Raw genomic sequence first — 24,741 nt, 5'->3', positions numbered from 1 at the left:
CCGGCGGCGGCGCGCAGCCGCTCCGCCGCCGGCCCATCCCCCAGTCCGGAAGGACCACAGCCGTCATGAGCACGTACGCGATCGTCGGGCTCTCCTGCCTGTTTCCCGGGGCCCGCACCCCGAACGAATTCTGGGACAACCTCCGGTCCGGCACGGACAGCCGCCGCGAGGGCGGGGCGGAGGTCTTCGGGTCCGCGCTCACGGAGCCGGCCGCCGACCCCGCGCACCGCATCCGCTGCGCCAGGGGCGGGTTCGTCAGCGGATTCCGCTTCGACCCGTCCGGCTACCGGCTGGACCCGGCGCACCTGAGCCGACTCGACCGGCTCTTCCACTGGACGCTGCACACCGGCCGGGAGGCGCTGCGCGACAGCGGGCACGCCGACCGCCCCGACATCCTCGCCCGCACCGCTCTCGTCCTGGGCAACTACTCCTTCCCCACCCCGTCCTCGGCGGCGCTGAGTCTTCCCCTCGTGCACGAGAACGTGCTGCACGGCCTGACGGACGCCGGGGTGACGGGTCTCCGCCGCGGCGGCGCCGCTCCCCCGCCGCCCGCCGAGCCGGCCACCGCCGACAACGCCCGCGTCAGCGGCGCCCCCGCCGCCGTCACCGCGGCCGCCCTCGGGCTGGGCGGTCCCCGGTACGCGTTGGACGCCGCCTGCTCCTCGACGCTGTACGCGCTGAAACTCGCCTGCGACCACCTGGAGTCCGGGGAGGCCGACCTGGCGCTCGCCGGCGGCGTGTCGGCGCCCGACCCGACCCTCATCCACCTCTCCTTCTCGGACCTGCACGCCTACCCCGAGGACGGGTTCAGCCAGCCCTTCGACACCGCCTCCGGCGGCATCCTCACCGGGCAGGGCGCGGGGATGCTGGCGGTCCGCCGACTGCCGGACGCGCTGGCCGCGGGGGAGCGCATCTACGCCGTCATCGACGGCATCGGCCTCTCCAACGACGGCACCGGCCGCCACCTGCTGGTGCCCCATGCCGCCGGCCAGCACCGCGCCTACGAACTTGCTTACGAGGACGCCGGGTTGAGCCCGTCGCGGGTCGACTACCTCGAATGCCACGCCACCGGCACCCCCGTCGGGGACCGCACCGAGAGCGAGACGGTCACCGCCTTCTTCGGCGACCGGGGCAGGGTGCCGCTGCTCGGCTCGGTGAAGGGCAACATCGGCCACCTGCTGACGGTCGCCGGACTCAGCAGCCTCATCAAGGTGGTCCTCGCCGCGCACCACGGCCACATCCCGCCCACCATCGGCGTCACCCGGCCGCAGACCGCGCTGCCCGAGGGCGCTCTCGTCCGCGAGGGCCGGAGCTGGCCCGTCGGCGACGGCGACGGCACCGGCCCGCGCCATGCGGCGGTCTCTGCCTTCGGCTTCGGCGGCACCAACGCCCACGTCGTGCTCTCCGTCCCGCAGGGCACTCCGCAGCCGGCGGCGGCCGCCCCCAGCCCGGAGACCGCGCCCGGCACCGAGCCGAACCCCGCGCCGCACACCGGACCGGACCCCGCGCCGCACCTGGACATCACCGGGATCGGCGCCCACTTCGGCCCCCTGACGACCGCCTGGGACGTCGAGCGCGCGCAGTTCGAGGGCACCGACGTCCTCGGCCCGCTTCCCGCACGCCGCTGGCGGGGGCTGGAGACCACCCCCGACGGCACGCTCGCCGCCGCCGGACTCACCCCCGGCAGCCTTCCGCCCGGTGCGTTCGTCGCCTCCGTGGACGTCGACCCCGTCGACCAGCGGATACCGCCCTCCGACCTCGGCGAGTACAACCTCCAGCACGCCCTGATCTCCGAGGTGGCAGAGGAGGCCCTGCGGGACGCCGGCTACTCCCGGGCACCCGCCGAGGGGGAACAGGCGCCTGCAGCACGCCGGATCGGCGTCGTCATCGCCATGGAGATCGAGCCCAGCGCCCACCTGCACCTCGCCCGCTACGGGCTGGGCTCGTTCCTCCGCGAGGTCGCCGCGGCCACCGGAGTCGACCTGAGCGAGGACGAACTCGCCGGACTGGCCGCCGCCGCTCGCGAGGGCGTCCACCGGCCCATCGTCGCCAACGAAGTGCTCAGCTACATCGGCAACATCATGACCAGCCGGATCTCCTCGCTGTGGAACTTCACCGGCCCCTCCTTCACCCTCTCCGCCGGCGAGGCCGGGACCGCGGAGGCCCTGCGGGTGGCCCGGTCGCTGCTCCGCGAACCGGCCACCGAGGCGGTCCTGGTCGGCGCCGTGGACCTGGCGGCCTCCCCCGAGTCGCTGCTGCTGCGCACCGCCCGGGGCGACGGCCCGGCCTCCGGGCCCGGCCTCAGCTTCGGCGAGGGCAGCCGTGGTTGGCGGATCGGGGAGGGTGCGGGCGCCGTCGTCCTCACCCGCGCCGACGACCCCGACCGGCCCCGGCCCACCGCCTACGGCCGGCTGGAGGCGGTCGAGATCGGCTACGCCGCCCCGGTGGACGGCGTCCCGGCCGGCGCCGATCCCGCCCTGCTGGCCGAGACCGCCCGCCGCGCCCTGCGGGTGGCCAGCGCCGAGCCCGCGGACATCGGCTACCTGGAGGCCCACGCCGACGGCGACGACGCCGCCGACCGTGCCGAACTCGACGCGCTGGCCGAGGTCTACCCGCGCGGCGCGGCCGAGGTGGCGCTCGGCAGCGCCGGCGCCCAGTTCGGCCGCACCGGGGCGGCCGCCGGCATGGCGGGGCTGCTGCGCGCCGTCCTCAGCGCCCACCACGGGTACCTCCCCGGCACCCCCACCTGGACCCGGCCCGCCGCCGACCTCGCCGACGCCTTCGACCGGTCCGCGCTGTACGTTCCCGACAGCTCCCGCCCCTGGCTCCGCCGCACCCGCGAGGGCCGCCGCCGGGCCGCGGTGTCGTTCCTCGGCGCGGGGGGCATCCACGGCCATCTCGTGCTCTCCTCCGGACAGCACCCCGCTCCCCGCCCCTCCGACTGGCAGCGGGCCGGCGGCCCGCTGCTGCTCCCCCTGGGGGCCGAGGACCTGCCCGGGTTGCTCACCGCGCTGGAGGCGGCCCGCGCCGACCTCACCGGGACCACGGGGGTCGACCCCTGGGAGACTGCCAGGCGCGCCGCGGCGGACCTTCCCGCCGACGCCGCGCTGCGCTGCGTCCTGGTCGGCCGGAACGGCTCGCAGCTGCTCGCCCAACTGGACCGCGCCCTGGCGGACCTGCCCGCCGCGCACGCGGCCGGCGGCGAGTGGAGCACCCCGGCCGGAAGCTACTTCACGGCCTCCCCGATCGGCCCGGACGCGAAGGTCGCGCTGGTCTACCCGGGTGCCGTCAACACCTACCCCGGGCTCGGCCGTGACCTCTTCCGCGCCTTCCCGGCGCTGCGGGACACCTTCGAGCGGGAGACGGCGGACCCGGACCGCGCCTTCCGCACCGCCGAGCTGTACCCGCGCGGGACCACCGCACCGACCCGCCGGGAGCTGATGCGGCACGAGGCGGCGCTCAGCGAGGACCTGCCGTTCATGCTGGCCACCGGCACCACCTTCGCCATCCTCCACACCGACCTGGTCCGGGAGATCCTGGGCGTCCCGGCCCACGGCGCGTTCGGCTACAGCCTGGGGGAGAGCAGCATGCTCTTCGCCACCGGCGGATGGCACCGCTCGGCCCGGCGGGACGACCGGATCAGCGCCACCCCGCTCTTCCGCGACCGCCTGTGCGGTCCCCGCAGAACCGTCCGCGAGGCGTGGGGCCTCCCCGAGGAGACCGCCGACTCCGAGGTCTGGGCCTGTCACGTCCTGCTCGGTGACGCCGACCGGGTCCGGGCGGCCCTGACCGGGTACGACAAGGTCTTCCTCACCCACGTCAACACCCCGACCGAGACGGTCGTCGCCGGTGACCCCGACCAGTGCCGGCAGCTCATCGCCGCGCTCGGCTGCCAGGCCGCCCGTTCGCCCGTCAACGCGGTGATGCACTGTCCGCCGGTCGACGCCGAGGTCGACGGGCTGGCCGAGCTGAACGACCACCGGACCGGGGACCCGGGCGGGCTGGAGCTGCTCAGCGCCTACGACTACGGGCCCATCGCCGACCTGGAACGCGGCGCGGTGGCCCGGCGGATCGCCCGGACCCTGCGGTCGACGATCGACTTCCCGCGCCTGGTCGACGCGGCCCACCAGCGGGGCTACCGGTACTTCATCGAGGTCGGCCCGAGCGCCACCTGCACCCGCTGGGTCCGGGAGACCCTCGGCGACCGTCCGCATCTCGCGGTGGCCGTCGACCGGCGCGGCGCCGACACCGTTCGTCCGCTGGCCGAACTCGTCGCCCGGCTCGTCGCCCACGGTCTCCCGGTCCGGCTGTCCGCGCTGCTGGCGCCCGCCGGCCCGTCCGCGCGCCCCTCCCGGCGGCGGTTCGCCGTCGGTGGCGGCGCCCCCGTCGCCGCGGCGGTGACCGAGGCGGTCCGCCCCGTCCTGGCGGCCCGGTCCGCCGTCACGGCGCGCCACCCGGCCGTGGCCGCGGCACGGTCGGCGGCGCCGCTCGCACCAGTGGCCCCGTCCGTCCCCGCCCTGTCAGAGGAGAACGCCCCGATGCCCACCGATCCGACCCTGAGCGAGCCCGAGGTGATGACCTTCGACGGCGATCCGGTCGCGGTCCTGCCCTGGGCCGCGCCGGAGTCCTCGCCGGAACCCTCGCCGGACGCGGCCACGCCGGGGACCGCCGTCGCACCGGTCGTTGCGGCTGCGACGGCGGCGGCGCCGCCCGTCCCCCGCGCAGTGCTTCCCGTCTCCCCCGCCTCCCCCGGCTACGCGGCCGCCGACCTGGTGCGTGAACTGCGCCGGCAGATGGTGGACACCCACCAGGTCGTCATGGAGACCCAGCAGGTGCTGCAACAGGCGGCGCTCGGCCAGGTCCTGGACACGCTCGGCGCGCCCACGCCCGCCCCCTCGGCCCCCGCGCACGCCCTCCCCGCGGCCCCGTCGCCCGCCCCCGCCGACCGGTCCGCGGCACCGACCGTCCCCGCGCCGCAGGAGGCCCCGCGCGCGGCGGACGCCGCGCCCGGCGGCCGCCGGGACACCGCCGGGACACCGGACGCCGTCGACGGACCAAACACCACCGGCGGGCCGGTGTGGAACGAACAGGAGCTGCTGGCGTTCGCGACCGGCAGCGTCGCCGACGTCTTCGGTGCCGCGTTCGCTCCCGTCGACAGCTACGGCAAGCGCGTCCGACTGCCCGCTCCCCCGTATCACTTCGTCACCCGGGTCACCGCGATCGACGCGGTGCCCGGCGAGTTCAAGCCCTCCACCATCACCACCGAGTACGACGTCCCCGAGGACGCCTGGTACGCGGTCGACGGCGGCGTCCCCCCGGCCGTGGCCATCGAGGCCGGCCAGTGCGACCTGCTGCTCATCAGCTACCTGGGGATCGACTTCCGCAACCAGGGCCGACGCGTCTACCGGCTGCTGGACAGCACCCTGGTCTTCCACGGGGACCTGCCGACCACCGGCCAGACCCTGCGCTACGACATCTCCATCGACCGCTTCGTCCACCAGGGCGAGGTCACCCTCTTCTTCTTCAGCTACCTCTGCTACGCCGACGGTGAGCTGATCCTCGAACTCAAGGACGCCTGCGCCGGGTTCTTCAGCGAGGAAGAGCTGGAGAGCCCCCTGGGGGTGGTGGAGACCGCACGTGACCGGGCGGAACGGGAGGCGCTGACCCGGACGTGGTTCAAGCCGCTGGCCCGCACCACCCGCGACCACCTCACCTCCGCCGACCTCGACCTGCTCGCCCAGGGGAGACCGGGGGACGTCTTCGGCCCGGACCACGGCCAGGACCCCGGCCTCAACCCGGCGCTGCGGCTGCCCGACGCCCGGCTGCGCATGGCCGACGAGATCACCGTCGACCGCACCGGCGGCCCGCGCGGTCTGGGCGCTCTCACCGCCGTCAAACGCCTGGAGCCCGACGCCTGGTACTTCACCTGCCACTTCCCCGACGACCCGGTCCTCGCCGGCTCTCTGGTCGCCGAGGGCGCGGTGCAGATCCTCCAGACCTACCTGCTCCACCAGGGGATGCACCTGGTCCTCCCCGACGCCCGCTTCCAGACGGTCGTCGGGCTCCGGACGTCCGTCCAGGTGCGGGGCCAGATCACCCCGCGGGACCGGGAGATCCGCTACGAGGTGGAGGTCAGGGAGCTGACGCTGCTGCCCCGGCCGACGGTCGTCGCCGACGTGCGGGTCCACCTCGGCGACAAGCCGGTGATCCGGATGCGGAACTTCGGCATCCAGATACGGGAGAAGGACGGCACGCCCTACCGGCCGGAGAAGGGCGGCGTCCCCGCCTTCCTGGGCCGCCGCAACCGCGCCGGTGAGCCCGCCATGATCAACGAACTGCACCTGGCCCACGCGGCCAAGGGCGACCTGGGCACCGCCATGGGCCCCGAGTTCGACATCTACGCCGCCTCCCGCGCCCCCTACATCCCCAACGGCGACTTCCAGTTCGTCGACCGGATCATGAGCCTCACCGGCGTCCGGGGCGACTTCTCCGGGACGCCGGAGATGGTCACCGAGTACGACTCACCGCCGGACGCCTGGTACTACACGCACAACGCGCACCCCCACATGCCGAACTGCGTGTACATGGAGACCTCGCTCCAGGCCGCGATCCTGCTCGGCTACTACCTGGGCGCCACCCTCGAGACACCCGGGACCGAGTACGCGATCCGCAACCTGGACGGCACCGCCACCCTGGTGAAGGACCTCGACCTGCGGGGCCGCACCGTCCGACACCACTCCACCCTGCTCATGACCAGCGCCATCAGCGGCGCCGTCCTGCAGAAGTTCTCCTACGAACTCTCCGCTGACGGTGAGGTCTTCTACCGCGGCGAGTCCCTCTTCGGCTACTTCAGCGAGAGCGCCCTGGCCAACCAGGTCGGCCTGGACGGCGGCCGGCGGGTCCCGTCCTGGCTGGAGTCCGAAGCGCCCGACGCCTCCCGCGTCCGGCGGATCACCCCGTCCACCGACGCCGACGCCGACGCGGACACCGATGCAGGCACCGGCGGTCCCCGGCTGCCCGGCGGGCACTTCGACCTCGTCGACCACGTCGACCTGGTCGACGACGGCGGGCGGTACGGCCGGGGCTACCTCCACGGCGAGCGGGCCGTCCGGCCCGACGAGTGGTACTTCTCCTGCCACTTCCACCGCGACCCCGTCATGCCGGGCTCCCTCGGCGTCGAGGCCATCCTCCAGGCGCTGCGCCTGTACACCGTCGACCGGGGACTGGCGAACGACGTGCCGCGGCCCCGGTTCGCCCCGGCCACCGACATCGCCATGAGCTGGAAGTACCGCGGCCAGATCCTGCGCGACGACGGCCGGCTGACCTTCGACGTGCACGTCAAGGAGGTGCGGCGCACCGCCGGCCGCGTGGTCGTCGTCGCGGACGCCGACCTCTCCAAGAACGGCATGCGCATCTACGAACTCACCGATGTCGCCATCGAGGTCCGCTCCGAGGACTGACCGCCCCGACCGCCGCGCACCACGAGGAGACCTCCACCGTCATGACCACCGCACCCACCCCGCTCCAGTGGCAGGGTCCGTCGTGTCCCGGCACCACGCCGGAGCTCATCTACCAGGCCCTCGCCGCTCTCGACCAGCCGTGCTTCGTCGTCCGCGCGCCGGAGGGCATCGGCGCGGTGGCCGGCGGGCGGGCCGCCGCCTCCGCCGGCGCCTCCGGGCTGCCGCTGCTGGCCGCCGTCGGACCGCTGACCGCCGACCGGCTCGGCTCGCCTGCCTTCCGCGCCGCCCACGGGGTGCGCCACTCCTACCTCGCCGGTGCGATGGCCGGCGGCATCGCCTCCGCCGACCTGGTGATCGCCTCGGCCCGGGCCGGGTTCCTGGCGTCCTACGGCGCGGCCGGGCAGCTGCCGGAGACCATCGAGGCGGCGCTGCGCCGGTTCGCCGCCGAGATCCCGGGGCTGCCCTACGCCGTCAACCTCATCCACAGCCCCAGCGAGGAGCGGCTGGAGCGGGAGGCCGTGGAGCTGTTCCTGCGCCACCGCGTGCCCTGCGTCGAGGCCTCGGCGTTCCTGGCGCTCACCCCGCACGTCGTCCGCTACCGGCTGAGCGGCCTCACCCGTGACCAGCAGGGCAGGCCGCACGCCTCCCACCGGCTGATCGCCAAGATCTCCCGCACCGAGACGGCCGAGATCTTCATGCGGCCCGCCCCCGCCGCCCTGGTCGCCTCGCTGCTGGAGAGCGGCCACATCACCGCCGAGCAGGCCGAGTTGGCCCGTCACCTGCCGCTCGCCGACGACATCACCGTCGAGGCGGACTCCGGCGGCCACACGGACCGCCGTCCGCTGACCGCGCTGCTGCCCACCGTGCTGCGGCTGCGCGACACCGTGCAGCACGAGCACCGCTACCGGGAGCCGGTACGGGTCGGCGCGGCCGGGGGGCTGGGCACGCCCGTCGCGGTGGCCGCCGCGTTCGCCATGGGGGCGGCGTACGTGGTCACCGGCTCCGTCAACCAGTCCTGCGTGGAGTCGGGCACCTCCAAGGAGGCCAAGGCGCTGCTCGCCGAGACGGGTATCGCCGACTGCGAGATGGCGCCCGCCGCCGACATGTTCGAGATGGGCGTGGAACTCCAGGTCCTCAAGAAGGGCACGCTCTTCCCGATGCGGGCCAAGCTGCTGCACCGGCTGTACCAGAGCCACGAGGGGCTGGACTCGCTGCCGCCGGCCGAGCGGGACCGGCTGGAGAGCCAGATCTTCCGCCGCCCGCTGGCCGAGGTGTGGCAGGAGTGCGTCGACTACTTCGAGCGCCGCGACCCCGCCCAGCTGGACCGGGCGCGCGGCAACCCCAAGCGGCAGATGGCCCTGGTCTTCCGCTGGTACCTGGGGATGGCCTCCCGGTGGGCGGTCACCGGCGAACCCGGGCGGCGGACGGACTACCAGATCTGGTGCGGCCCGGCGATGGGCAGCTTCAACGACTGGGTCAACGCCAGCTACCTCAAACCACCCGGCAACCGGCGGGTCGCCGAGGTCGCCCACCACCTGATGGCCGGCGCGGCCTTCCACACCCGGCTGGCCCAGCTCGCCACCGCCGGTGTGCGGGTGCCGGCGACCGCGGCCGACTACCGGCCGGTGCCCCTGGAGACCCCGGACACCCTCTCCCCGCAGGGCGTCCTGTGAACGGCAGCACCGCCGCCGAGGCCCTGGAGGAACTCCTCGGCGACGCCGACGACCCCGGCAACCCCCACGGCTTCGCCGCCGCGGCGGCGCGCGACAACCTCGACCGCGCCCCGGACGCGTCGGCCGCCGCGCTGCGCGCCACCGGCTTCCACCTCAACTACCTGCCGCCGGAGCTCGGTGGTTCCTTCACCGGCTTCGCCGACAACCTCACCCTGGTCCGCGCCGCGGCCCGCCGGGACCTCGCGGTGATGCCGGCCACGATGTTCTCCGTCACCGCCGCGACCTGCCTGCGGCTGCACGGGTCCCCCCAGCAGCAGTGGTGGGCGGCCGGACTGCTCGCCGCCGACGGGGCCATCGGCTTCGCCCTCTCCGAGGAGGAGCACGGCAGTGATCTGCTGGCCAACACCACCCGGCTCGAACCGTCCCCCGACGGCGACGGCTGGCTGCTGACCGGCCGCAAATGGATGGTCGGGCTCGGCGGCAGCTGCGACAGCGCCTACGTGGTGGCCCGCACCGGGGAGCGCGGACCGGGCGCTTTCACCGCGGTCCTCGCGGACCTGACCGACCCGGCCACCGCCGACCGGTTCCGGCGGGGGCGGCGCGTCCCCGCCACCGGCATGCGCGGTATCGACTTCGCCCACCTGGAGTTCGACCGCTTTCCGGTGCCGCCGCACGCCGTGGTCGGCAGACCCGGCGAGGCGCTGGAAGCGGCGGTGAAGGCGCAGCAGATCGTCCGGGTCATGAGCTGCGCCGGCAGCCTGGGCTGCGCCGACACCGCGCTCCGGGTCACGCTCGACTTCGCCGCGGCCCGCCGCCAGGGGCGCGGCCCCCTGCTGGCCGCCGGGTACCCGCGACGCGAGCTCGCGCTGGCCGCCGCCGCGCTGCTGGCCGCCGACGCCACCGCGCTCGCCGCCGCGCGCGGCCTGCACCGCGCACCCGAGGTGTTCAGCGTGTGGGGCTGCGCGGCCAAGCACGTGGTGGCGGAGGCGGTGTCCGACCTGATGGCCCGCTGCGCCGGGGTCCTCTCCACCCGGGCCGTGCTGCGCGACGAGGGGCCGGGCGGCGGGATCTTCCAGAAGACCGCGCGGGACGCCGCGCTGGTCCGGGTGGTGGACACCAGCACGGTGGCCAATCTGCGCTCCTTCACCGGACAGCTGCCCGCCCTCGCCGCCGCAGCCGATGCGGCGGCCGCGCCCGACGCCGCGACGCCCGCAGTGTTCGACCTGGCGGCCCCGCTGCCTCCCTTCGACATCACCGGACTGGACCTCAACGCCCGCGGCCGCGACCCGGTCACCGCCGAGGCCGCGCCGCTGGCCGCCCGGCTGGCCGAGGGCACCGAACCCGGCCTGGCCCAGGACGCCGTCACCACGGCCGTGGTCGCCGAACTCGCCGCCGCGCTGCGGGACCTGCCCCGGGAGGTGGCGGCGGCCGGCCGTGACGCGGAGGCGCTCACCGACCTGGCCGAGCGTTTCGCCTGGCTGCACTCGGCCGGCTGCTGCCTGCTGCTGTGGTGGCACAACCGCGACGTCCCCCTCTACGAGGGGAAGCCCGGCGCCACCGGCTGGCTCGGCGCCGTCCTGGCCTACCTCCTGTCCCGGGCGGACGGCACGGACCCCCGGCGCCGCCCCGGGGCGCTGAGTCCCGCGCTCGACACCGCACTCGCCCTGCGCGGCGGCCACCGGCTGTTCTCTCTCGTGCCGGTCCGCCTCGCCCCGCCCCGTCCGTCCGCACGACCGCACCAGGGGGAGCCGTGCCCACCGCAGACCTGACCGACCTCGCCCAGCGGCTCGAACGCCATCTGGGGGACCCGCACGACCCCGACTCCCGCATGCCGTTCGCCCGGATCCTGGAGCTGGACGAACGCGAGGAGTACCCGTATCCCTTCGTCAACCTGCTGCACCGCTGGGGGGTGCACGAGTACGCCCTGCCCGAGGAGCAGGGCGGCCGCGCCGGGGACGTGGAGGTCGGCTTCACCCTGCTGCGTCTCGTCGCCCGCCGCGACCCCACCACCGCGACCGGCCTCATCATCAGCAACCTGAGCTTCATGCCCGCCTGGATCGCCGGGGACGACGCCGTCAGGCAGCGCATGGTGGACGCCACGCGGCACGGCCACCGCTACGCGTGGGGCCTGTCGGAGCGCCTGCACGGCAGCGACCTCCTCAGCAACGAGACCCGGGCCCGGCCCACCGAGGGCGGCTGGCTCGTCAGCGGCGAGAAATGGCTGATCGGCAACGCCCGCGTGGCCGACGGCCTGGTGGTGCTGGCCCGCACCTCCGACCACGGCGGCCCCGCCGGCTACTCCGTCCTGCTGCTCGACAAGCGCACCGCGCCCGCCGGCGCCGTCGACGAACTCCCCCGCGAACGGCTGCACGGGCTGCGGGCACTGGACATGAGCGGCTTCCGCCTGCACGAGGTGTTCGTCCCCGACAGCGCCCTGCTGGGCCGCGAGGGGCAGGGCGTGGAGATCGCCCTGAAGAGCTCCCAGGTCGCCCGGGCGCTGATCAACGCGATCGCGCTGTCGGCCACCGACACCGCGCTGCGGCTGACCCTGGACTTCGCCGCGCAGCGCACGATCTTCGGCACGGCCGTCGCCGACATCCCCTACTCCCGCCGGCAGCTCACCGAGTGCTTCGCCGACCTCATGATCGCCGACGCGCTGTGCCTGGGGGCGGTGCGGAGTCTCCAGGTCGTCCCGGAACAGGCCAGCGTCTGGTCGTCGGTGGCCAAGTACCTGGTCCCCACCATGCTGGAGCGGACCGTCTCCCAGCTCAACGTCGTCCTCGGGGCCCGCTTCTACCTCCGGGACCACCCGCACTACGGCGTCCACCAGAAGATGCTGCGCGACCTCCCGGTCGCCAACTTCGCCGACGGCAACACCGTCGTCAACCTCAAGGCGCTCGCCTCCCAGCTGGAGACGCTGCTGGGCAACGACTCCGCGGCGGACCGGGCCGCCGCACGGGAGCGGGTCGCCACCCTCTACGGCATGGACCGGCCCCTGCCCCGCTTCGAACCGTGGCGCCAGGAACTGTTCAGCCGCGGCCGGGACGACGCCCTGCTGGCGGCGCCGGCGGCACTCGACCGGCTGCGGGAGATGGCCGCCGACGCCAAGCACGAGGACCGGGCGTGGCTGGGCCGGGCGGCCGAGGTGGCCGAGGACCTGCTGGACCGGGCCGGCTCCGTGGCTGCCCGGCTGGCCGAGAACCGACGCCGGGCGGGCCGCGCGCACAGCCACTCCGCCGAGCTGTTCGACCTGGCCAAGGAGTACTGCCTGCTGCACGCCGCGGCCGCCTGCCTGCACACCTTCACCCAGTCCTCCGGTGCCCAGGTCGAGCCGCTGCCCAGCGCCGCACTCCTGCTGCTCCAGCTGGAACGGCTGCGCCGCTGGTGGCATCCGCACGAGGCGGTCACCGACAGCGCCGTGGTCGACGAGGTGATGCGGGTCCTGCGGGACCTGCACGCTACCGACCGGCTGTTCTCCCACTGGCCGGTGGCGCTGGCGCCCCGGGGCGAGCTGCCGGCGGCCCGCACATGAGCACCCTCCACAGCTGGCAGGGTCTGGGCCGCGCCGCACGGGAGCACAGCGGCGTGCTCCGCTGGCTCCCGGCCGTGCCGGGCGTGCCGCTCTCCCCCGACGAGGACGGCCCGCCCGGCAGGCCCTGGCAGGTCGACGACCCGCCCGAGGACCGGGAACTCGCCGCCGACGGCATCCGGCTGTGGCTGCTCCCGGAGGCCGCGGTGCCGGCGTTCGCCGAACGGCTCGGCGGTGTCGGGGTGCTCAGCGCAGCGGAACGGGCACGCATGGCCCGGCTGCGCACCTCCGGTGCCCGGCGCCGGTACTTCGGCGCCCGGCTGCTGTCCCGGTTCGCGCTCAGCGAGGCCGCCCCGGTACCGCCCGCCGACTGGAGCTTCACCACCGGACGGTACGGGCGGCCCGAGCCCGTCCGGCCGCCCGGAGGGCTGCGCTTCAACCTCTCCCACACCCGGGGGATGCTCGCGTGCGTCGTCAGCCGGGGCCGGGCGTGCGGGGTGGACATCGAGCGGGCCGCGGCCCCGTCCGAGACGCTCCAGGCGCTGCAGGCGCGCTTCGCGCCGGCCGAGCGTGCCGCGCTGGCCGCTCTCCGACCGGGCCCCCGGGCCACGCAGGTGATGGCGTACTGGGTGCTCAAGGAGGCGTATCTGAAGGCGCTGGGCACCGGTCTGCTGCGAGCCCCGGACAGCTTCGTCCTCAGCGCGCCGCACGAACCGCCGGTGCGCGTGTACGACCCGCCCGGAACCCTCCGGCCCCAGTGGCACCTGAGCCTGCTGCACCCCGGGCCCGAGCACGTCCTCGCCGTCGCCACCGACGGCGCCGCCCCAGGCCCGCTGCGGCTGACCCGCATCTCCGGCTGATCCGCGCGGCCGTGCGCACCTCCCGCTGACTCACCGCCCCGGCGACCGCCGGGACCCGACCTAAGGAACGTCATGCCCGAACATTCCGCCAGCGCCCCGAGCCGTCCCTCGATCGCCGTGGTCGGTGCGGGGGTCGCCGGGCTGTCCGCGGCCTACCGGCTGCGCGACCACGCCGACATCACGCTCTACGACAAGGACCGGCGGGCCGGCGGGCACGCGCACACCATCGAGGTGGAGGAGGCGGGCAGGACACACGGCATCGACACCGCCTTCGTCGTCTTCAACCGGCCCAGCTACCCGCAGCTGTCCGGGTTCTTCGACGAACTCGACGTCCCGGTGCAGGAGCACCGCGGCGGTTTCCAGTTCTTCGACCGGGACAGCGGGCTGCGGTTCGGCACCGCGGAACTGGCGATGGCGGAGGACGAGCTGCGCGGCCGGTACGACGACGGCTTCCTCGCCGTGCACCGCGAGGCCCGGCGCTTCCACGCGGAGGGCCGCAAGGACTTCCTGCGCAAGCGGACCGACCTGCCGCTCGGGGAGTACCTGGACCGCGGCGGGTACAGCCAGGAGTTCCGCTACGGCTACGTCGTGCTGCTGTGCACCGCCGTCTGGTCGGTTCCGGCCGAACTGATCTGGGAGATGCCCGCCACCACCGTCATCGCGTTCTTCATGGCGCATGACGAAGGCGGTCTGGGCGGCAACGGCGTCCAGTGGCGCACGGTGCGCGGCGGGTCCGTCACGTACGTGCGCCGGGCCCTGGCCGCCATCGACCCCAAGCTGCGGCTGGGGGAGGCGGTCACCGCGATCCGCGAGGACGAGGACGGCGTCACCGTGCACACCGCCGCCGGGGGCGAGCGCTTCGACCACGTCGTCTGCGCCGCGCACGGCGACGAGGCCCGCGACCTGCTGGTCAACCCCACCGCGGTGCAGCGGCGGACCCTCGCCGACATCCGCTACAACACCTCGCTCGCGGTGCTGCACACCGACACCTCGGTGATGCCGGGCGGGAGGGAGAGCTGGGACAACTGGAACTACGGGAAGATCACCGTGGACGGCCGGGTCCGTCCCTACGTCGCGTACTACATGAACCGGCTGCACCGCCTGGAGGCCGAGAAGGACTACCTCGTCACCCTCGACTACGCGGGCCGGCTGCGGGAGGACCTGATCATCCGTGAACTGTCCTACGCCCACCCGGTGATCGACATGAAGCTGCGGGATCTCCAGAAGGACATCCACCGGGTGAACGAGGGCGGCCGGGTCAAGCTCTGCGGGTCGTACTTCCACTCCAAGCAGCTGCACTGGGACCAGATCGGCTCGCACGAGGCGGCGTTCTCCTCCGGCCGGGAGGCCGCGGAGCAGCTGCTGCGGGAGCTGCCCGGCCGCTGACGGTCCGGGCGGGGGCTACGCGGCGCCGGGGGTCTCCCCCGGCGCCGCTGCCGGCTCCTCGCCCGCTGCCGGCCGCGCACCCGCGGGGGGCTCCTCGCCCGGGGGCGATCCGTACCGGGAGAAGGACTCGCTCTCCTGGGCCATTCTGCGCAGGATCATCAGGACGGGTTCCAGCAGCACCGTCACCTGGACCGCCCGCTCGGCCAGGGACAGCCGGTCGTCGCCCCCCGCGCTGAGCTGGTCGAGGTCGAGGACGGCGGTCTGCTCGGCCAGGCGCGCGTAGGGCAGCAGCGTCTGCCAGTCCAGGTGCAGCCCGACCTGGGCCATGCTCTGCAGCGAGCGCGCGAGCTGTGTCCGCCCGGTCGAGAGGGGATGCAGCTGCCAGCCGGTGGCGTCGATGAGCCTCTCGGCCTCCGCCATCGGCCCGGCCGCCACCTCCTCCCCCTCCTGCGGCGGCTTCTTCCGCTCCTCCGCCTGCATGGCGCCCAGCACCAGGCCCAGGGCCAGGTGGGTGTTCTCCTCGTTCTCCGACAGCGCGGCCAGGATGTCCGAGGCGGCGCTGACCGACAGGCCACGCACGGAGACCAGGGCCCTGATCAGCCGGAGTCTGCGCAGGTGCCGCTCGTCGTAGTCGGCCTGGTTGTGGGCCGTGGGGTTGCCCGCCGGAAGCAATTTCTCCCGAATGTAGTACTTGATCGTCGCAATGGGCACACCACTGCGGCGGCTCAGCTCGGAAATACGCATTTCCCGACCCTTCGTCCCGGCGGGACTGGCGTGTGGAGAGTTCCACTGTCTATCATGGATAGTGGTGGTTCCCAAGATACCGGACACCTTTTTGCCTGCTCGCACGGCATCCCCCCACCCGTCGAGCCGACCTCAATGGAAGGCCCCGCCATGCCCACGCTCCCCTGGATCACTCCGGACCCGGCGCCGCCGGGGGCCGCGACGCTGATCATCGCCTCGCGTCTGGAAGTCCGCCGGTGGAAGGACGTGCCCCGCTTCTTCGTGAAGTCCCTGGCGGCATGGCGCCAGGTGCGCAAGGCCCCGGGGGCGTACGGCGCCTCGCTGATCGCCCAGCCGCTGAAGCGGACCTTCTGGACCCTGTCCGCGTGGAAGGACAACGAGGCGCTGTACACCTACGCCGGCACCGAGCCGCACAAGGGCCTCATGACCGGGCTCCGGCCGGTGATGAAGGAGTCCACCTTCATCACCTGGGAGTCCCGCACCGACGAACTCCCCGTCCGCTGGGACGAGGCGCACCGCCGACTGGCCGAACACCGCGGCGAGCGACCTGCGGGAGACAGCGCATGAGCGCCCGCACCGCCGTGAACGGAACCGGACCGAGGAGAACGAGAAGATGACGCCGACGAGCAACCCGCCCACCGACGGAGGCCGTACCGTCCCCGTCTGGGTGGCCATCGTGGCCTGCAGCGTGCCCATGTTCATGGTCGCCCTCGACAACCTCGTGGTGTCGACGGCGCTGCGCACCCTCGCGGTGGAGTTACAGGCGAGCACGCAGGACCTTCAGTGGTTCGTCAACGCGTACGTGCTGAGCTTCGCCTGCCTCCTCCTGACCGGGGCGGCGCTGGGGGACAGGTTCGGCAGGCGCCGGGTGTTCGTCCTGGGGATCGTGGTCTTCACCGTCGCCTCGGTCGGCTGCGGCATGGCGAGCACCGCCGGCGAGCTGATCGCGGGCCGCGTGGCCCAGGGATTCGGGGCGGCCGCCGTCATGCCGCTGTCGCTGACCCTGCTCTCCCAGGCCGTGCCCGACCGGCTGCGCGGCCTCGCGCTCGGCCTCTGGTCAGCCGTCAGCGGCTGCGCCATCGCCCTGGGGCCCGTCGTCGGAGGCGCGGTGGTGGACGGCATCGCCTGGGAGTGGATCTTCTGGATCAACGTCCCGGTGGGACTGGTCGCCGTACCGCTCGCGTTGTGGGCCCTGAAGGAGAGCCGGCTGCCCGGCGGCTCCCTCGACATCGTCGGCATGCTGCTCGCCTCCGGTGGCGTCTTCGCCCTCGTCTGGGGCATCGTCAACGGCGAGACCGACGGATGGACCTCGGGCGGCGTGCTGGCGTCCTTCGCCGCCGGCGTGGCCCTGCTGATCGCCTTCGTCCAGTGGCAGCGCCGCACCCCGCAGCCGCTCCTGCCGCTGTCGTTCTACCGCTCCCGGGCCTTCGCCCTGAGCAACGTCGTCTCCGCCGCCATGTACTTCGGCGTCTTCGGCTCCATCTTCCTCCTCGCCCAGTACCTCCAGGTGGCCCCCGAGCGCACCCCGCTGCACGCCGGGCTCCTCACCCTCACCTGGACCCTGGTGCCGATGTTCGTCGCCCCGGTGGCCGGTGCGCTCACCGACAAGGTGGGCGGCGGGCGGCTGATGGCCGCGGGGCTGCTGCTCCAGGGTGTCGGCTTGGCCTGGATCAACCTGGTCGCGAGCACGGACACCCCGTACGGGCAGTTGGCGGCCCCGATGGTCATCGCCGGTGCCGGCATGGGACTGGTCTTCGCCCCGACGGCAGCGGTCGTGCTGGGCTCCGTGGCCAAGGAGCACGCGGGCAAGGCGTCCGGCGCCAACATCACGGTGCGCGAGATCGGTGGCGCGCTGGGCATCGCCGTGCTCGGCAGCGTGTTCGTCGCCCACGGCAGCGACCGGAGCCCGCAGGAGTTCGTCGACGGCCTGCGCCCCGCCCTGTGGGCGGGGGTGGCCGTCGTGATCGCCGGCGGCCTGACCGCCCTGGCCATTCCCAAGCCGTCCGCTGACGGCAGCAAGGAGAGCGTCCCGGCACAGAAGCCCGTGCGCGTCTGATGCGTCCAGCCCGCTGCCCCGCGCACAGGGGGTATCCGTGCGCGGGGCAGCGGCCACCGGTGAGTCACCCACTCCGCAGACCTCGGAGAGTTGAGCTGTATGAGAAAGTCCGCAGAAGAGCGCCGCACCGAGGTGGTGCGCGCGGCGCTGAGAAGTTTCTCCCGCTACGGCTTCCACGGCACGTCGACGGACTCGATAGCCCGTGCGATAGGGGTGTCGCAGCCCTACCTGTTCCGCCTGTACCCCACCAAGCGCGACATCTTTCTCGCGGCGGGGCGCTCCTGCTTCGAGCGGACCTCGCTCGCCTTCAACGCCGCGGCCGAGGGCCTGACGGGCGAGGAGGCCCTCAACGCGATGCGGCGCGCCTACGGCGAACTGGCAGGCGACCGTGAACTGCTGCTCATGCAGCTCCAGCTGTACGTCGCGTCCAGCTCCGACGAGGAGTTACGGGACGAGGTGACCCGGTGGTGGGACGACCTCTGGCTCCTGGTGGCGCAGCTGACGAGCCTGCCGCCCGAAGACATCAACCAGTTCATGTCCTGCGGCATGCTGATCAACGTCATGGTGGCGCTGGGCATCTCCGACGGGCACCAGGGGTGGGACGTGCTGCTGGCCAACCTACCGGGGGACGGCGCGGCACCGAGCGGGGACGAGCGGCCCCCGGAGCCGCTGCGGCTGAGTGCCGCCCTGCCCTTCCCCTTCGCCGGTTCACCGAGGTAGCAGGGCGCTCGCCGCCGCGCACCGCGGTGATGCCGCCGCCCGCACCGGCGCACGGCCCGCAGGCCGGCGCCCCCGGAGCGGGACGGGTCCGCCGGGGCGTGGCGGCGCGGCGGCGTCAGGGAGCGGAGGGCGGGCCGAAGAGGGCGGTGGCCTCCTCCAGGGGGCTGCGCGGCGCCGCGGCGGCAGCCGGCGCCGCGGGGGCGGCGGTGCAGGTGAAGCCGAGCCGGGTCATGGCCCGGGTGACCTCACCCGCGCTGAAGTCGCGGCGGTCCTGGCCGGTGAGGATCTGCCCGACCTGCTTGGCCGGGTAGTTCCGGCCGTCGATGGTCACGAAGGCTCCGGTGACCTCTTCGGGCTCGACGCCCTTCATCGAGGCGAGAACGCTGTTCTCGGTGAGCTCGAACGGAAAACGGGCGATGACGCAGCGCATGGTGCCTCACAGGTGAAGAAGCGGAGGGGGACGGTTCCACCGCGGCCGGGGCGGGCGGCGCCGGGTACCGGAGGGCACCCGGCGCCGCCGTGGTCCACGGCCGCGGACAGAGCACCGACTCGACTGCCGCGTGTCGCGTGCTCGACCTCGGCGGAGGGGACGTCGTGCCCCCCCGCGTCCGGGTGGATCAGGCAGCCCTGCCGGAGGAGGACTGCCGGCCGACACCCGCGCGGCGGCGGGCACCGGAAGCGGGGCTGCGGCGCCCCCGCGAGCTGCTGCTGCGCTTGCGCGGCTGCTCGGCGGCGGGCGGCGCGGCGATCGTCACCGGGACGCCGCTGGGCGCCTGGGCCCCGGTGATCCGGGTCAGCTCCTGCTCGCCGGAGCGGACCTGCGTGGTCTGCGGCACGATCCCCGCGGTCGTCATCAGGCGGGTCATGTCGCGGCGCTGGTTCGGGGTGACCAGGGTGACGACACGGCCGGACTCACCGGCACGGGCGGTGCGGCCACCGCGGTGCAGGTAGTCCTTGTGGTCGGTCGGCGGGTCCACGTTGACGACCAGGTCGAGGTCGTCGACGTGGATGCCGCGGGCGGCGACGTTGGTCGCCACCAGCACGGTGACGTGCCCGGTCTTGAACTGCGCCAGCGTCCGGGTGCGCTGCGGCTGCGACTTGCCGCCGTGGAGCGCGGCCGCCCGCACGCCGCTGGCGAGCAGGTCGCGGGTCAGGCGGTCCACGGCGTGCTTGGTGTCCAGGAACATGATCACCCGGCCGTCGCGCGCCGCGATCTCGGTCGTGGTGCGGTGCTTGTCGGTGCCGTGGACGTACAGGATGTGATGCTCCATCGTCGTCACCGCGCCCGCGGAGGGGTCGACGGAGTGGACGACGGGGTCGCTGAGGTAACGGCGCACCAGGCGGTCGACGTTGCGGTCGAGGGTGGCGGAGAACAGCATCCGCTGCCCGTCGGGGCGCACCTGGTCGAGAAGGGCGGTGACCTGCGGCATGAAGCCCATGTCGGCCATCTGGTCGGCCTCGTCCAGCACGGTGATCGCGACCTGGTCGAGCCGGCAGTCGCCGCGGTCGATGAGGTCCTTCAACCGGCCCGGGGTGGCGACGACGACCTCGACGCCGCCGCGCAGCGCACCCGCCTGCCGCCCGATCGACATGCCGCCGACGACGGTCGCCAGGCGCAGCTTCACCGCGCGGGCGTAGGGGGTCAGGGCGTCGGTGACCTGCTGGGCCAGCTCCCGCGTCGGCACCAGGACCATCGCCAGCGGCTGGCGGGGCTCCGCGCGCCGGCCGGCGGTGCGGGCCAGCATGGCGAGGCCGAAGGCGAGGGTCTTGCCGGAGCCGGTGCGCCCCCGGCCGAGGACGTCGCGGCCGGCGAGGGTGTTGGGCAGCGTGGCGCCCTGGATCGGGAAGGGCGCGGTGACGCCCTGCGTGGTCAGCGTGGTCAGCAGCGGCTTCGGCATGTCGAGGTCGGCGAACGACTCGACCGCCGGCAGCGCCGGGGTGATGGTCTCCGGCAGGGCGAACTCGCCCTGCACGGCGGCAGGTCGGCGGTTGCGGCCGCCACCGCCACCGCCGGAGCGGCCGGGCGCCTCGGAGCGGCCGTTGCCGCCCCCGCCGAAGCGGGTGCCGCGCCGGGAGCCGCCGCCGGGGCCGTAGGAGCCGCCGTCGGACCTGCGGGAGCGGAAAGAGCGGCCATTCGTACGTGCGGGGTTCATGGAGAACCTTCCTTGATACGGCGCGCATCAAGGAATATCCGCAGCAAATGAGCAGCGCGGGGAATCACAGGCACGAGCCGGGTGGAATGCGGTGTTGCTCCGGGTCGCAATGACACCGGCGCGAAACGCACAGGACAATTCGGTGACGTCGAGACGAACATCGCGTGTTCCGACGTCGGGATGGGTGGTGGGGCGGCGGCCGGTCGGGGCCTCGGCGCCTCACCGGGGTGGCGTCGCTAGGGCGAACGCCCGTGGTCGGGGCACGATCCCCGGAGGTCTCGGGCGGCTGCCGAGCGGTGCGCCGCGGGGCGCGGGCTCGGAACCGCTGTTACCCGGACCCTACCGGACGGGGACGACCGTGGCGGTGACGCCCACCCGGTGGAGACGCGGGGTGCGGGAAGCGCGGACGACCCGGGGGCCGCCCCCGCGGGGTCCGGTGCACCCTGCACGGGTGCGGTCGGTGGTGCTGTGGAGCTACGCAACGACGGCTGAACCCTTCGTTCTTCCGGGCCGTTCGACCGTACCTGATGCCACGCCACGTCTCCTTCGGGGCAGGTGCACCGACGACCCGCGATGCGCGGACACCTGGCCACCGGGGACGATGTCGACGGTGGCGTCCCGTTCCGGGACAGCGGTGACGGAAAGAACTCCGGTACCGGCCGGAGGATTGGGCCGAAGAAGCCCGGAGTTCCGGGAGACAACAACCACACAGCCGGTACCGAGAGTAGCACGAGGTAGCGAGCGGTCGTCGGTGAAGAATTTCACTCCGGCACCGCGGGAATACGCAGCGCAGGACCTCACCCCCGAATCCTGTCACGCCGCGTGGCGGGGGCGCCGCCTCTTTTCGGCGGCGCGGGGCGCGTGCGCGGCCCTGCGCGCGGGCAGCGACAGCGCGCACGGCGGCCGGGGCCGGTGACGGTGACGGTGACGGTGACGGGCGTCACCGGCCGTCCGTCCGGGGCCCGCCCGTGTCACCGCCGTCCCGCCCGCCGGTCGCCATCGTCCGCACCAGGACGGCCATGAGGGCGCCCCGCTGCTCCTCGGTCAGGTCGCTGCCGGCCGCCAGCCGCTCCGCCGCCAGGTAGCGGGAGAACTCCACCGGCTGATCGAAGTAGGACCGCAGGTGGGCGGCGGCCGCCTCCTGCGAGCGGACGAAGGTCCGGCTGATGAAGGCGGCGAGCGCCGCCGCGGCCGCGCCCAGCGCCCCGGACACCACCGAGCCGACCGTCGTCGGCGCCAGGACCGCCGCGGCACCACCGCCGATCAGCAGCAGGAACCCCACCACCATCGCCGCCTGCGCGTTCCGGAAGGCGGTCCGCGCCTGGTCCAGCGCGATGGCGTGGTAGTGGTCCAGCCGCCGGTGCGTCACCGACCACAGCTCGGCCAGCGCCAGCGGCGCGCTCATGCCCGGGGCGGGGCCGCTCGGCGGGCCGATGCCGTGCTGCGGCCGGTGGAGGCCGGCTCCGGCGGCGTCGCTCCCGCCCCAGCCTCCGCCACTCGGGGCCGACCACGGCCCGGTGACCCCCCACGGGTGTGCTCGGTCGGCGGCTGCGGGACCCGGGGTGACCGGGGGCGGAGGCCGCCGGTCCGGTGGGTCGGCGGGCTCCGGCGCGGTGGCGCGGGAGGCGTTGGGCACCGTGCCCCACAGCGGAGGGAGGACGTGGTGGGTGTCGACGCCCGCCCCTGCCCGGGGGGCGTCGCCGAGGTCGGCCTCGCCCGGTGGCTCGTCGTCCGGCGGCTCACTGACCGGGGGTTGGTCGTCCGGTGGCCGTGCGGCGTCATGCGGTGTGGCGGCGTCCGGTGGCACGGCGTCGTCCGGCGGCACGGCGTCGTCCGGCGGCTCCGCGACAGGAACCCGATCGCGGTCGCGGTGACCACCGGGCAGCACCACCCCCGCCCCGCCGTCGTTCCCGCTCGCCGCACCGTTCCCGGTCGTCACACGGCGCCCGCCGGGCGCAGCGCCCGGCCGGGCAGGCGGGGGCCGCCGGAGGAGGGGCGACGGTTGCCGTTCGCGGTGCGCGGTGTGTTCCGTGTATCCGGCCGAGCGCATGTCGCTCTCCAGCCGGGCTTCCGCGGCGAGCAGGTTCCGCCGGGTCGCCTCGATCGCGTTGCGCCGTGCCGTGATCCCGGCCGCGAGGAACACTCCGCCGACGGCGAGGAGCACCACCACGTAGGCGGCCGCCGCGAGCACCGACCGACCGACGATGTCGAGGTCGGGCCGCAGCAGCGAGGCCGCTCCGAACGTCAGCACGGCCGCGACGGTCGCAGCGCCGAGGGCAGCGAGGCCGCGGGCCGGCAGTTCGACGTGCGGGAGGGGTGGCGACGGTAACGGCGCGCCGGGCGGGTCCGGGCCCGGCGGTCCTGCGTCGGACAGGGGCGACATGGTCACAGCATGCCGCCGTCCGCCCCGGACGGTAAGGGATTTCCCGAACCCGTCCCGATGGCGCACCCGGGATCCGGCCCGGCCGACCCCGGCGGCGCGGACCCCCGCACGCCCAGGCCCCGGCGCCGCGGGCCCCGGCCCGGCGGACCCGACGCGGCACGAAGCGAGCGCCCGGGGCCGCCCGCCGACGCGTCACGCGTCCCTCGTCACTGCTGCCTCGCGCGGTGGGCGACGACCCGGGGCCGGAACCGGGTGATCGCCTCCGCGACGGTGCCGAGGTGGCTCTCCAGGAGGAAGTGCCCGCCGTCGACCAGCAGGATCTCGGCGTCCGGGGCGTCGCGGCGGAACGCCTCCGCCCCGGCCGGCCCGAAGATCTCGTCGTTGCGGCCCCAGACGGCCAGCACCGGCACGCCGCTTGCGCGCAGCCAGGCGTGGACGGCCGGGTAGAGCGCGACGTTGCTCGCGTAGTCGGCGAAGAGCGCGAGCTGGGCACGGTCGACCCCGGGGCGCGCGAGGAGCGCGAGGTCGTGCTCCCAGGTGTCCGGGGCGATCAGCGAGGGGTCGGGGACGCCGTGGGTGTACTGCCACCGCACGGCCTCGCGCTCCAGCGCGGGGCGCAGCCGCGCCTCGTTCGCCGGGCCGGGGTCCGCGCCGTAGGCCCAGACCGGCTCCCAGAACTCCGGTACGAAGCCGTCTTCGTAGGCGTTGCCGTTCTGCGAGACGACGCCCGTCACCGCCCGGGGGTCGGCGAGCGCCAGCCGCCAGCCGATGGGGGCGCCGTAGTCCTGGACGTAGATCGCGTAGCGGTCGACACCGAGGGCGGCGAGAAAGCCGCGGGTGACCTCGGCGAGGGCGTCGAAGGTGTAGGGGAAGTCGTCGGCGCTGGGGGTGGAGGAGCGGCCGAAGCCGATGTGGTCGGGGGCGATGACCCGGTAGGGGCCCGCGAGGGCCGGGATCAGGTGCCGGAACATGTGCGAGCTGGTCGGGTAGCCGTGCAGGAGCAGCAGCACGGGGGCGTCGGCGGGTCCGGCCTCGCGGTAGAAGACGGTCAGTCCGTCGACCTCGGCGGTGCGGTGGTGGACAGCAGTCACGGTAACCCCTTATCTCGACTTAAACGGTTAGGCTATGCTGATCATGCACAGCTCGTATCGGCACGTCAAGGAGAGTGATCCGTGGCCGGCGCCGCCATCGAGGACGAGGACCTGCTCATCGCGGTGCTCAACAGCGCACCGGTGGTCGACGGCCGACCGACCGACACGCTGCGGGAACCCGGCGCCGCGGAACGGCTGCGCCCGTTCGGCGGACGGGGCACGGCGCAGGAGAATGAACAGGTGCGCCGGGTGCGGGACGCGCTGCACCCGCTGATCCGGGGCGGCTCCCCCGGGACCGGGGTCCTCGCCGACGTCCTGGACCGGGTACGACTGCGGCCGACCGTCTCCCCGGCCGGGGTCTCCTGGCAGTTGGAGGCGGCACCCGACGAGGAGCTGGCGGTGCGCGTCGTCCTCGCCTGGTCGCGGGTGGTCACCGAGCTGCCGGGGCGACTGCGCCCCTGCGCCAACGGGGAGTGCAACCTGTTCCTGGTGGACCGCAGCCGGCCCGGCACCGCGCGCTGGTGCTCCATGGCAGCCTGCGGCAACCGCATGAAGGCACGCACCCACGCCCGCAAACGGCGCGCCTGTTCATTCTCCTGCGCCGTGCCCCGTCCGCCGAACGGGCGCAGCCGTTCCGCGGCGCCGGGTTCCCGCAGCGTGTCGGTCGGTCGGCCGTCGACCACCGG

The 24,741-nt window shown here is 74.3% G+C and carries 15 protein-coding genes; 10 read left to right on the top strand and 5 right to left on the bottom strand.

Features of this window, described 5'->3' with window-relative positions:
- The first annotated feature begins 65 nt into the window (after window positions 1-65).
- From HCN52_RS04885 to HCN52_RS04860, 6 genes are all read left to right on the top strand, one after another.
- Entirely contained in the window at window positions 66-7,460 is a 7,395-nt protein-coding gene (locus tag HCN52_RS04885; protein WP_168087121.1) for a beta-ketoacyl synthase N-terminal-like domain-containing protein, read from the top strand.
- Between the two features lie 41 nt (window positions 7,461-7,501).
- Entirely contained in the window at window positions 7,502-9,133 is a 1,632-nt protein-coding gene (locus tag HCN52_RS04880) for a PfaD family polyunsaturated fatty acid/polyketide biosynthesis protein (RefSeq protein ID WP_168087120.1), read from the top strand.
- Window positions 9,130-10,902: an acyl-CoA dehydrogenase family protein gene (locus HCN52_RS04875; RefSeq protein ID WP_168087119.1), complete on the top strand. Its 1,773-nt coding sequence runs from the start codon at window positions 9,130-9,132 to the stop codon at window positions 10,900-10,902. Before HCN52_RS04880 ends, HCN52_RS04875 begins: the two co-directional genes overlap by 4 nt.
- Window positions 10,884-12,665 carry an acyl-CoA dehydrogenase family protein gene (locus tag HCN52_RS04870; protein ID WP_312876541.1) on the top strand — a complete coding sequence of 594 codons (1,782 nt, stop codon included), beginning with the start codon at window positions 10,884-10,886 and terminating at the stop codon, window positions 12,663-12,665. Before HCN52_RS04875 ends, HCN52_RS04870 begins: the two co-directional genes overlap by 19 nt.
- On the top strand, window positions 12,662-13,522 hold the full coding sequence (locus tag HCN52_RS04865) for a 4'-phosphopantetheinyl transferase superfamily protein (protein WP_168087118.1): 861 nt from the start codon (window positions 12,662-12,664) through the stop codon (window positions 13,520-13,522). The genes HCN52_RS04870 and HCN52_RS04865 overlap by 4 nt, the downstream gene beginning before the upstream one ends.
- Before the next feature lie 72 nt (window positions 13,523-13,594).
- On the top strand, window positions 13,595-14,908 hold the full coding sequence (locus HCN52_RS04860; RefSeq protein ID WP_168087117.1) for an NAD(P)/FAD-dependent oxidoreductase: 1,314 nt from the start codon (window positions 13,595-13,597) through the stop codon (window positions 14,906-14,908).
- Window positions 14,909-14,923: 15 nt separating this feature from the next.
- On the opposite strand, the gene HCN52_RS04855 is transcribed toward HCN52_RS04860, so the two are convergent.
- Window positions 14,924-15,652 (bottom strand): MerR family transcriptional regulator, encoded by a 729-nt coding sequence (locus tag HCN52_RS04855; RefSeq protein ID WP_168087116.1) that lies wholly within the window; start codon window positions 15,650-15,652, stop codon window positions 14,924-14,926.
- A 150-nt stretch (window positions 15,653-15,802) separates the two neighbouring features.
- Between HCN52_RS04855 and HCN52_RS04850 the strand changes: the two genes are divergently transcribed.
- The 3 genes from HCN52_RS04850 (at window position 15,803) to HCN52_RS04840 (ending at window position 18,428) form a co-directional block, all read left to right on the top strand.
- Entirely contained in the window at window positions 15,803-16,219 is a 417-nt protein-coding gene (locus HCN52_RS04850) for a DUF3291 domain-containing protein (protein ID WP_168087115.1), read from the top strand.
- Window positions 16,220-16,265: 46 nt separating this feature from the next.
- Window positions 16,266-17,708 (top strand): MFS transporter, encoded by a 1,443-nt coding sequence (locus HCN52_RS04845; protein ID WP_168087114.1) that lies wholly within the window; start codon window positions 16,266-16,268, stop codon window positions 17,706-17,708.
- A gap of 99 nt (window positions 17,709-17,807) precedes the next feature.
- Window positions 17,808-18,428, top strand: coding sequence for a TetR/AcrR family transcriptional regulator (locus tag HCN52_RS04840; RefSeq protein ID WP_168087113.1), 621 nt, complete (start codon window positions 17,808-17,810; stop codon window positions 18,426-18,428).
- 115 nt (window positions 18,429-18,543) lie between these two features.
- On the opposite strand, the gene HCN52_RS04835 is transcribed toward HCN52_RS04840, so the two are convergent.
- The 4 genes from HCN52_RS04835 to HCN52_RS04820 all read right to left on the bottom strand — a co-directional run bounded on the left by HCN52_RS04835 (window position 18,544) and on the right by HCN52_RS04820 (window position 24,055).
- Window positions 18,544-18,858 (bottom strand): SCO5918 family protein, encoded by a 315-nt coding sequence (locus HCN52_RS04835; protein WP_168087112.1) that lies wholly within the window; start codon window positions 18,856-18,858, stop codon window positions 18,544-18,546.
- A 187-nt stretch (window positions 18,859-19,045) separates the two neighbouring features.
- Window positions 19,046-20,581: a DEAD/DEAH box helicase gene (locus HCN52_RS04830; RefSeq protein WP_168087111.1), complete on the bottom strand. Its 1,536-nt coding sequence runs from the start codon at window positions 20,579-20,581 to the stop codon at window positions 19,046-19,048.
- Window positions 20,582-21,521: 940 nt separating this feature from the next.
- Window positions 21,522-22,832 (bottom strand): TRADD-N-associated membrane domain-containing protein, encoded by a 1,311-nt coding sequence (locus HCN52_RS04825; protein ID WP_168087110.1) that lies wholly within the window; start codon window positions 22,830-22,832, stop codon window positions 21,522-21,524.
- A gap of 338 nt (window positions 22,833-23,170) precedes the next feature.
- Window positions 23,171-24,055 carry an alpha/beta fold hydrolase gene (locus tag HCN52_RS04820; RefSeq protein ID WP_168087109.1) on the bottom strand — a complete coding sequence of 295 codons (885 nt, stop codon included), beginning with the start codon at window positions 24,053-24,055 and terminating at the stop codon, window positions 23,171-23,173.
- Between the two features lie 81 nt (window positions 24,056-24,136).
- Between HCN52_RS04820 and HCN52_RS26090 the strand changes: the two genes are divergently transcribed.
- The coding region (locus HCN52_RS26090) for a CGNR zinc finger domain-containing protein (protein ID WP_312876540.1) at window positions 24,137-24,741 on the top strand (605 nt) is incomplete at its 3' end.

The organism is Streptomyces bohaiensis (assembly GCF_012033785.1).
GTDB lineage: Bacteria > Actinomycetota > Actinomycetes > Streptomycetales > Streptomycetaceae > Streptomyces > Streptomyces bohaiensis.
Note: the sequence above shows the minus strand (reverse complement) of the source record. Positions and strands in the feature narration are given on the sequence as shown.

Excerpts from the sequence above, each read along its gene's own strand:
- HCN52_RS04865 (WP_168087118.1), top strand. The coding sequence starts at position 12,662 with ATGAGCACCCTCCACAGCTGGCAGGGTCTGGGCCGCGCCGCACGGGAG.
- HCN52_RS04880 (WP_168087120.1), top strand. The coding sequence starts at position 7,502 with ATGACCACCGCACCCACCCCGCTCCAGTGGCAGGGTCCGTCGTGTCCC.
- HCN52_RS04845 (WP_168087114.1), top strand. The coding sequence starts at position 16,266 with ATGACGCCGACGAGCAACCCGCCCACCGACGGAGGCCGTACCGTCCCC.
- HCN52_RS04855 (WP_168087116.1), bottom strand. The coding sequence starts at position 15,652 with ATGCGTATTTCCGAGCTGAGCCGCCGCAGTGGTGTGCCCATTGCGACG.
- HCN52_RS04835 (WP_168087112.1), bottom strand. The coding sequence starts at position 18,858 with ATGCGCTGCGTCATCGCCCGTTTTCCGTTCGAGCTCACCGAGAACAGC.
- HCN52_RS04850 (WP_168087115.1), top strand. The coding sequence starts at position 15,803 with ATGCCCACGCTCCCCTGGATCACTCCGGACCCGGCGCCGCCGGGGGCC.
- HCN52_RS04830 (WP_168087111.1), bottom strand. The coding sequence starts at position 20,581 with ATGAACCCCGCACGTACGAATGGCCGCTCTTTCCGCTCCCGCAGGTCC.
- HCN52_RS04885 (WP_168087121.1), top strand. The coding sequence starts at position 66 with ATGAGCACGTACGCGATCGTCGGGCTCTCCTGCCTGTTTCCCGGGGCC.
- HCN52_RS04860 (WP_168087117.1), top strand. The coding sequence starts at position 13,595 with ATGCCCGAACATTCCGCCAGCGCCCCGAGCCGTCCCTCGATCGCCGTG.
- HCN52_RS04840 (WP_168087113.1), top strand. The coding sequence starts at position 17,808 with ATGAGAAAGTCCGCAGAAGAGCGCCGCACCGAGGTGGTGCGCGCGGCG.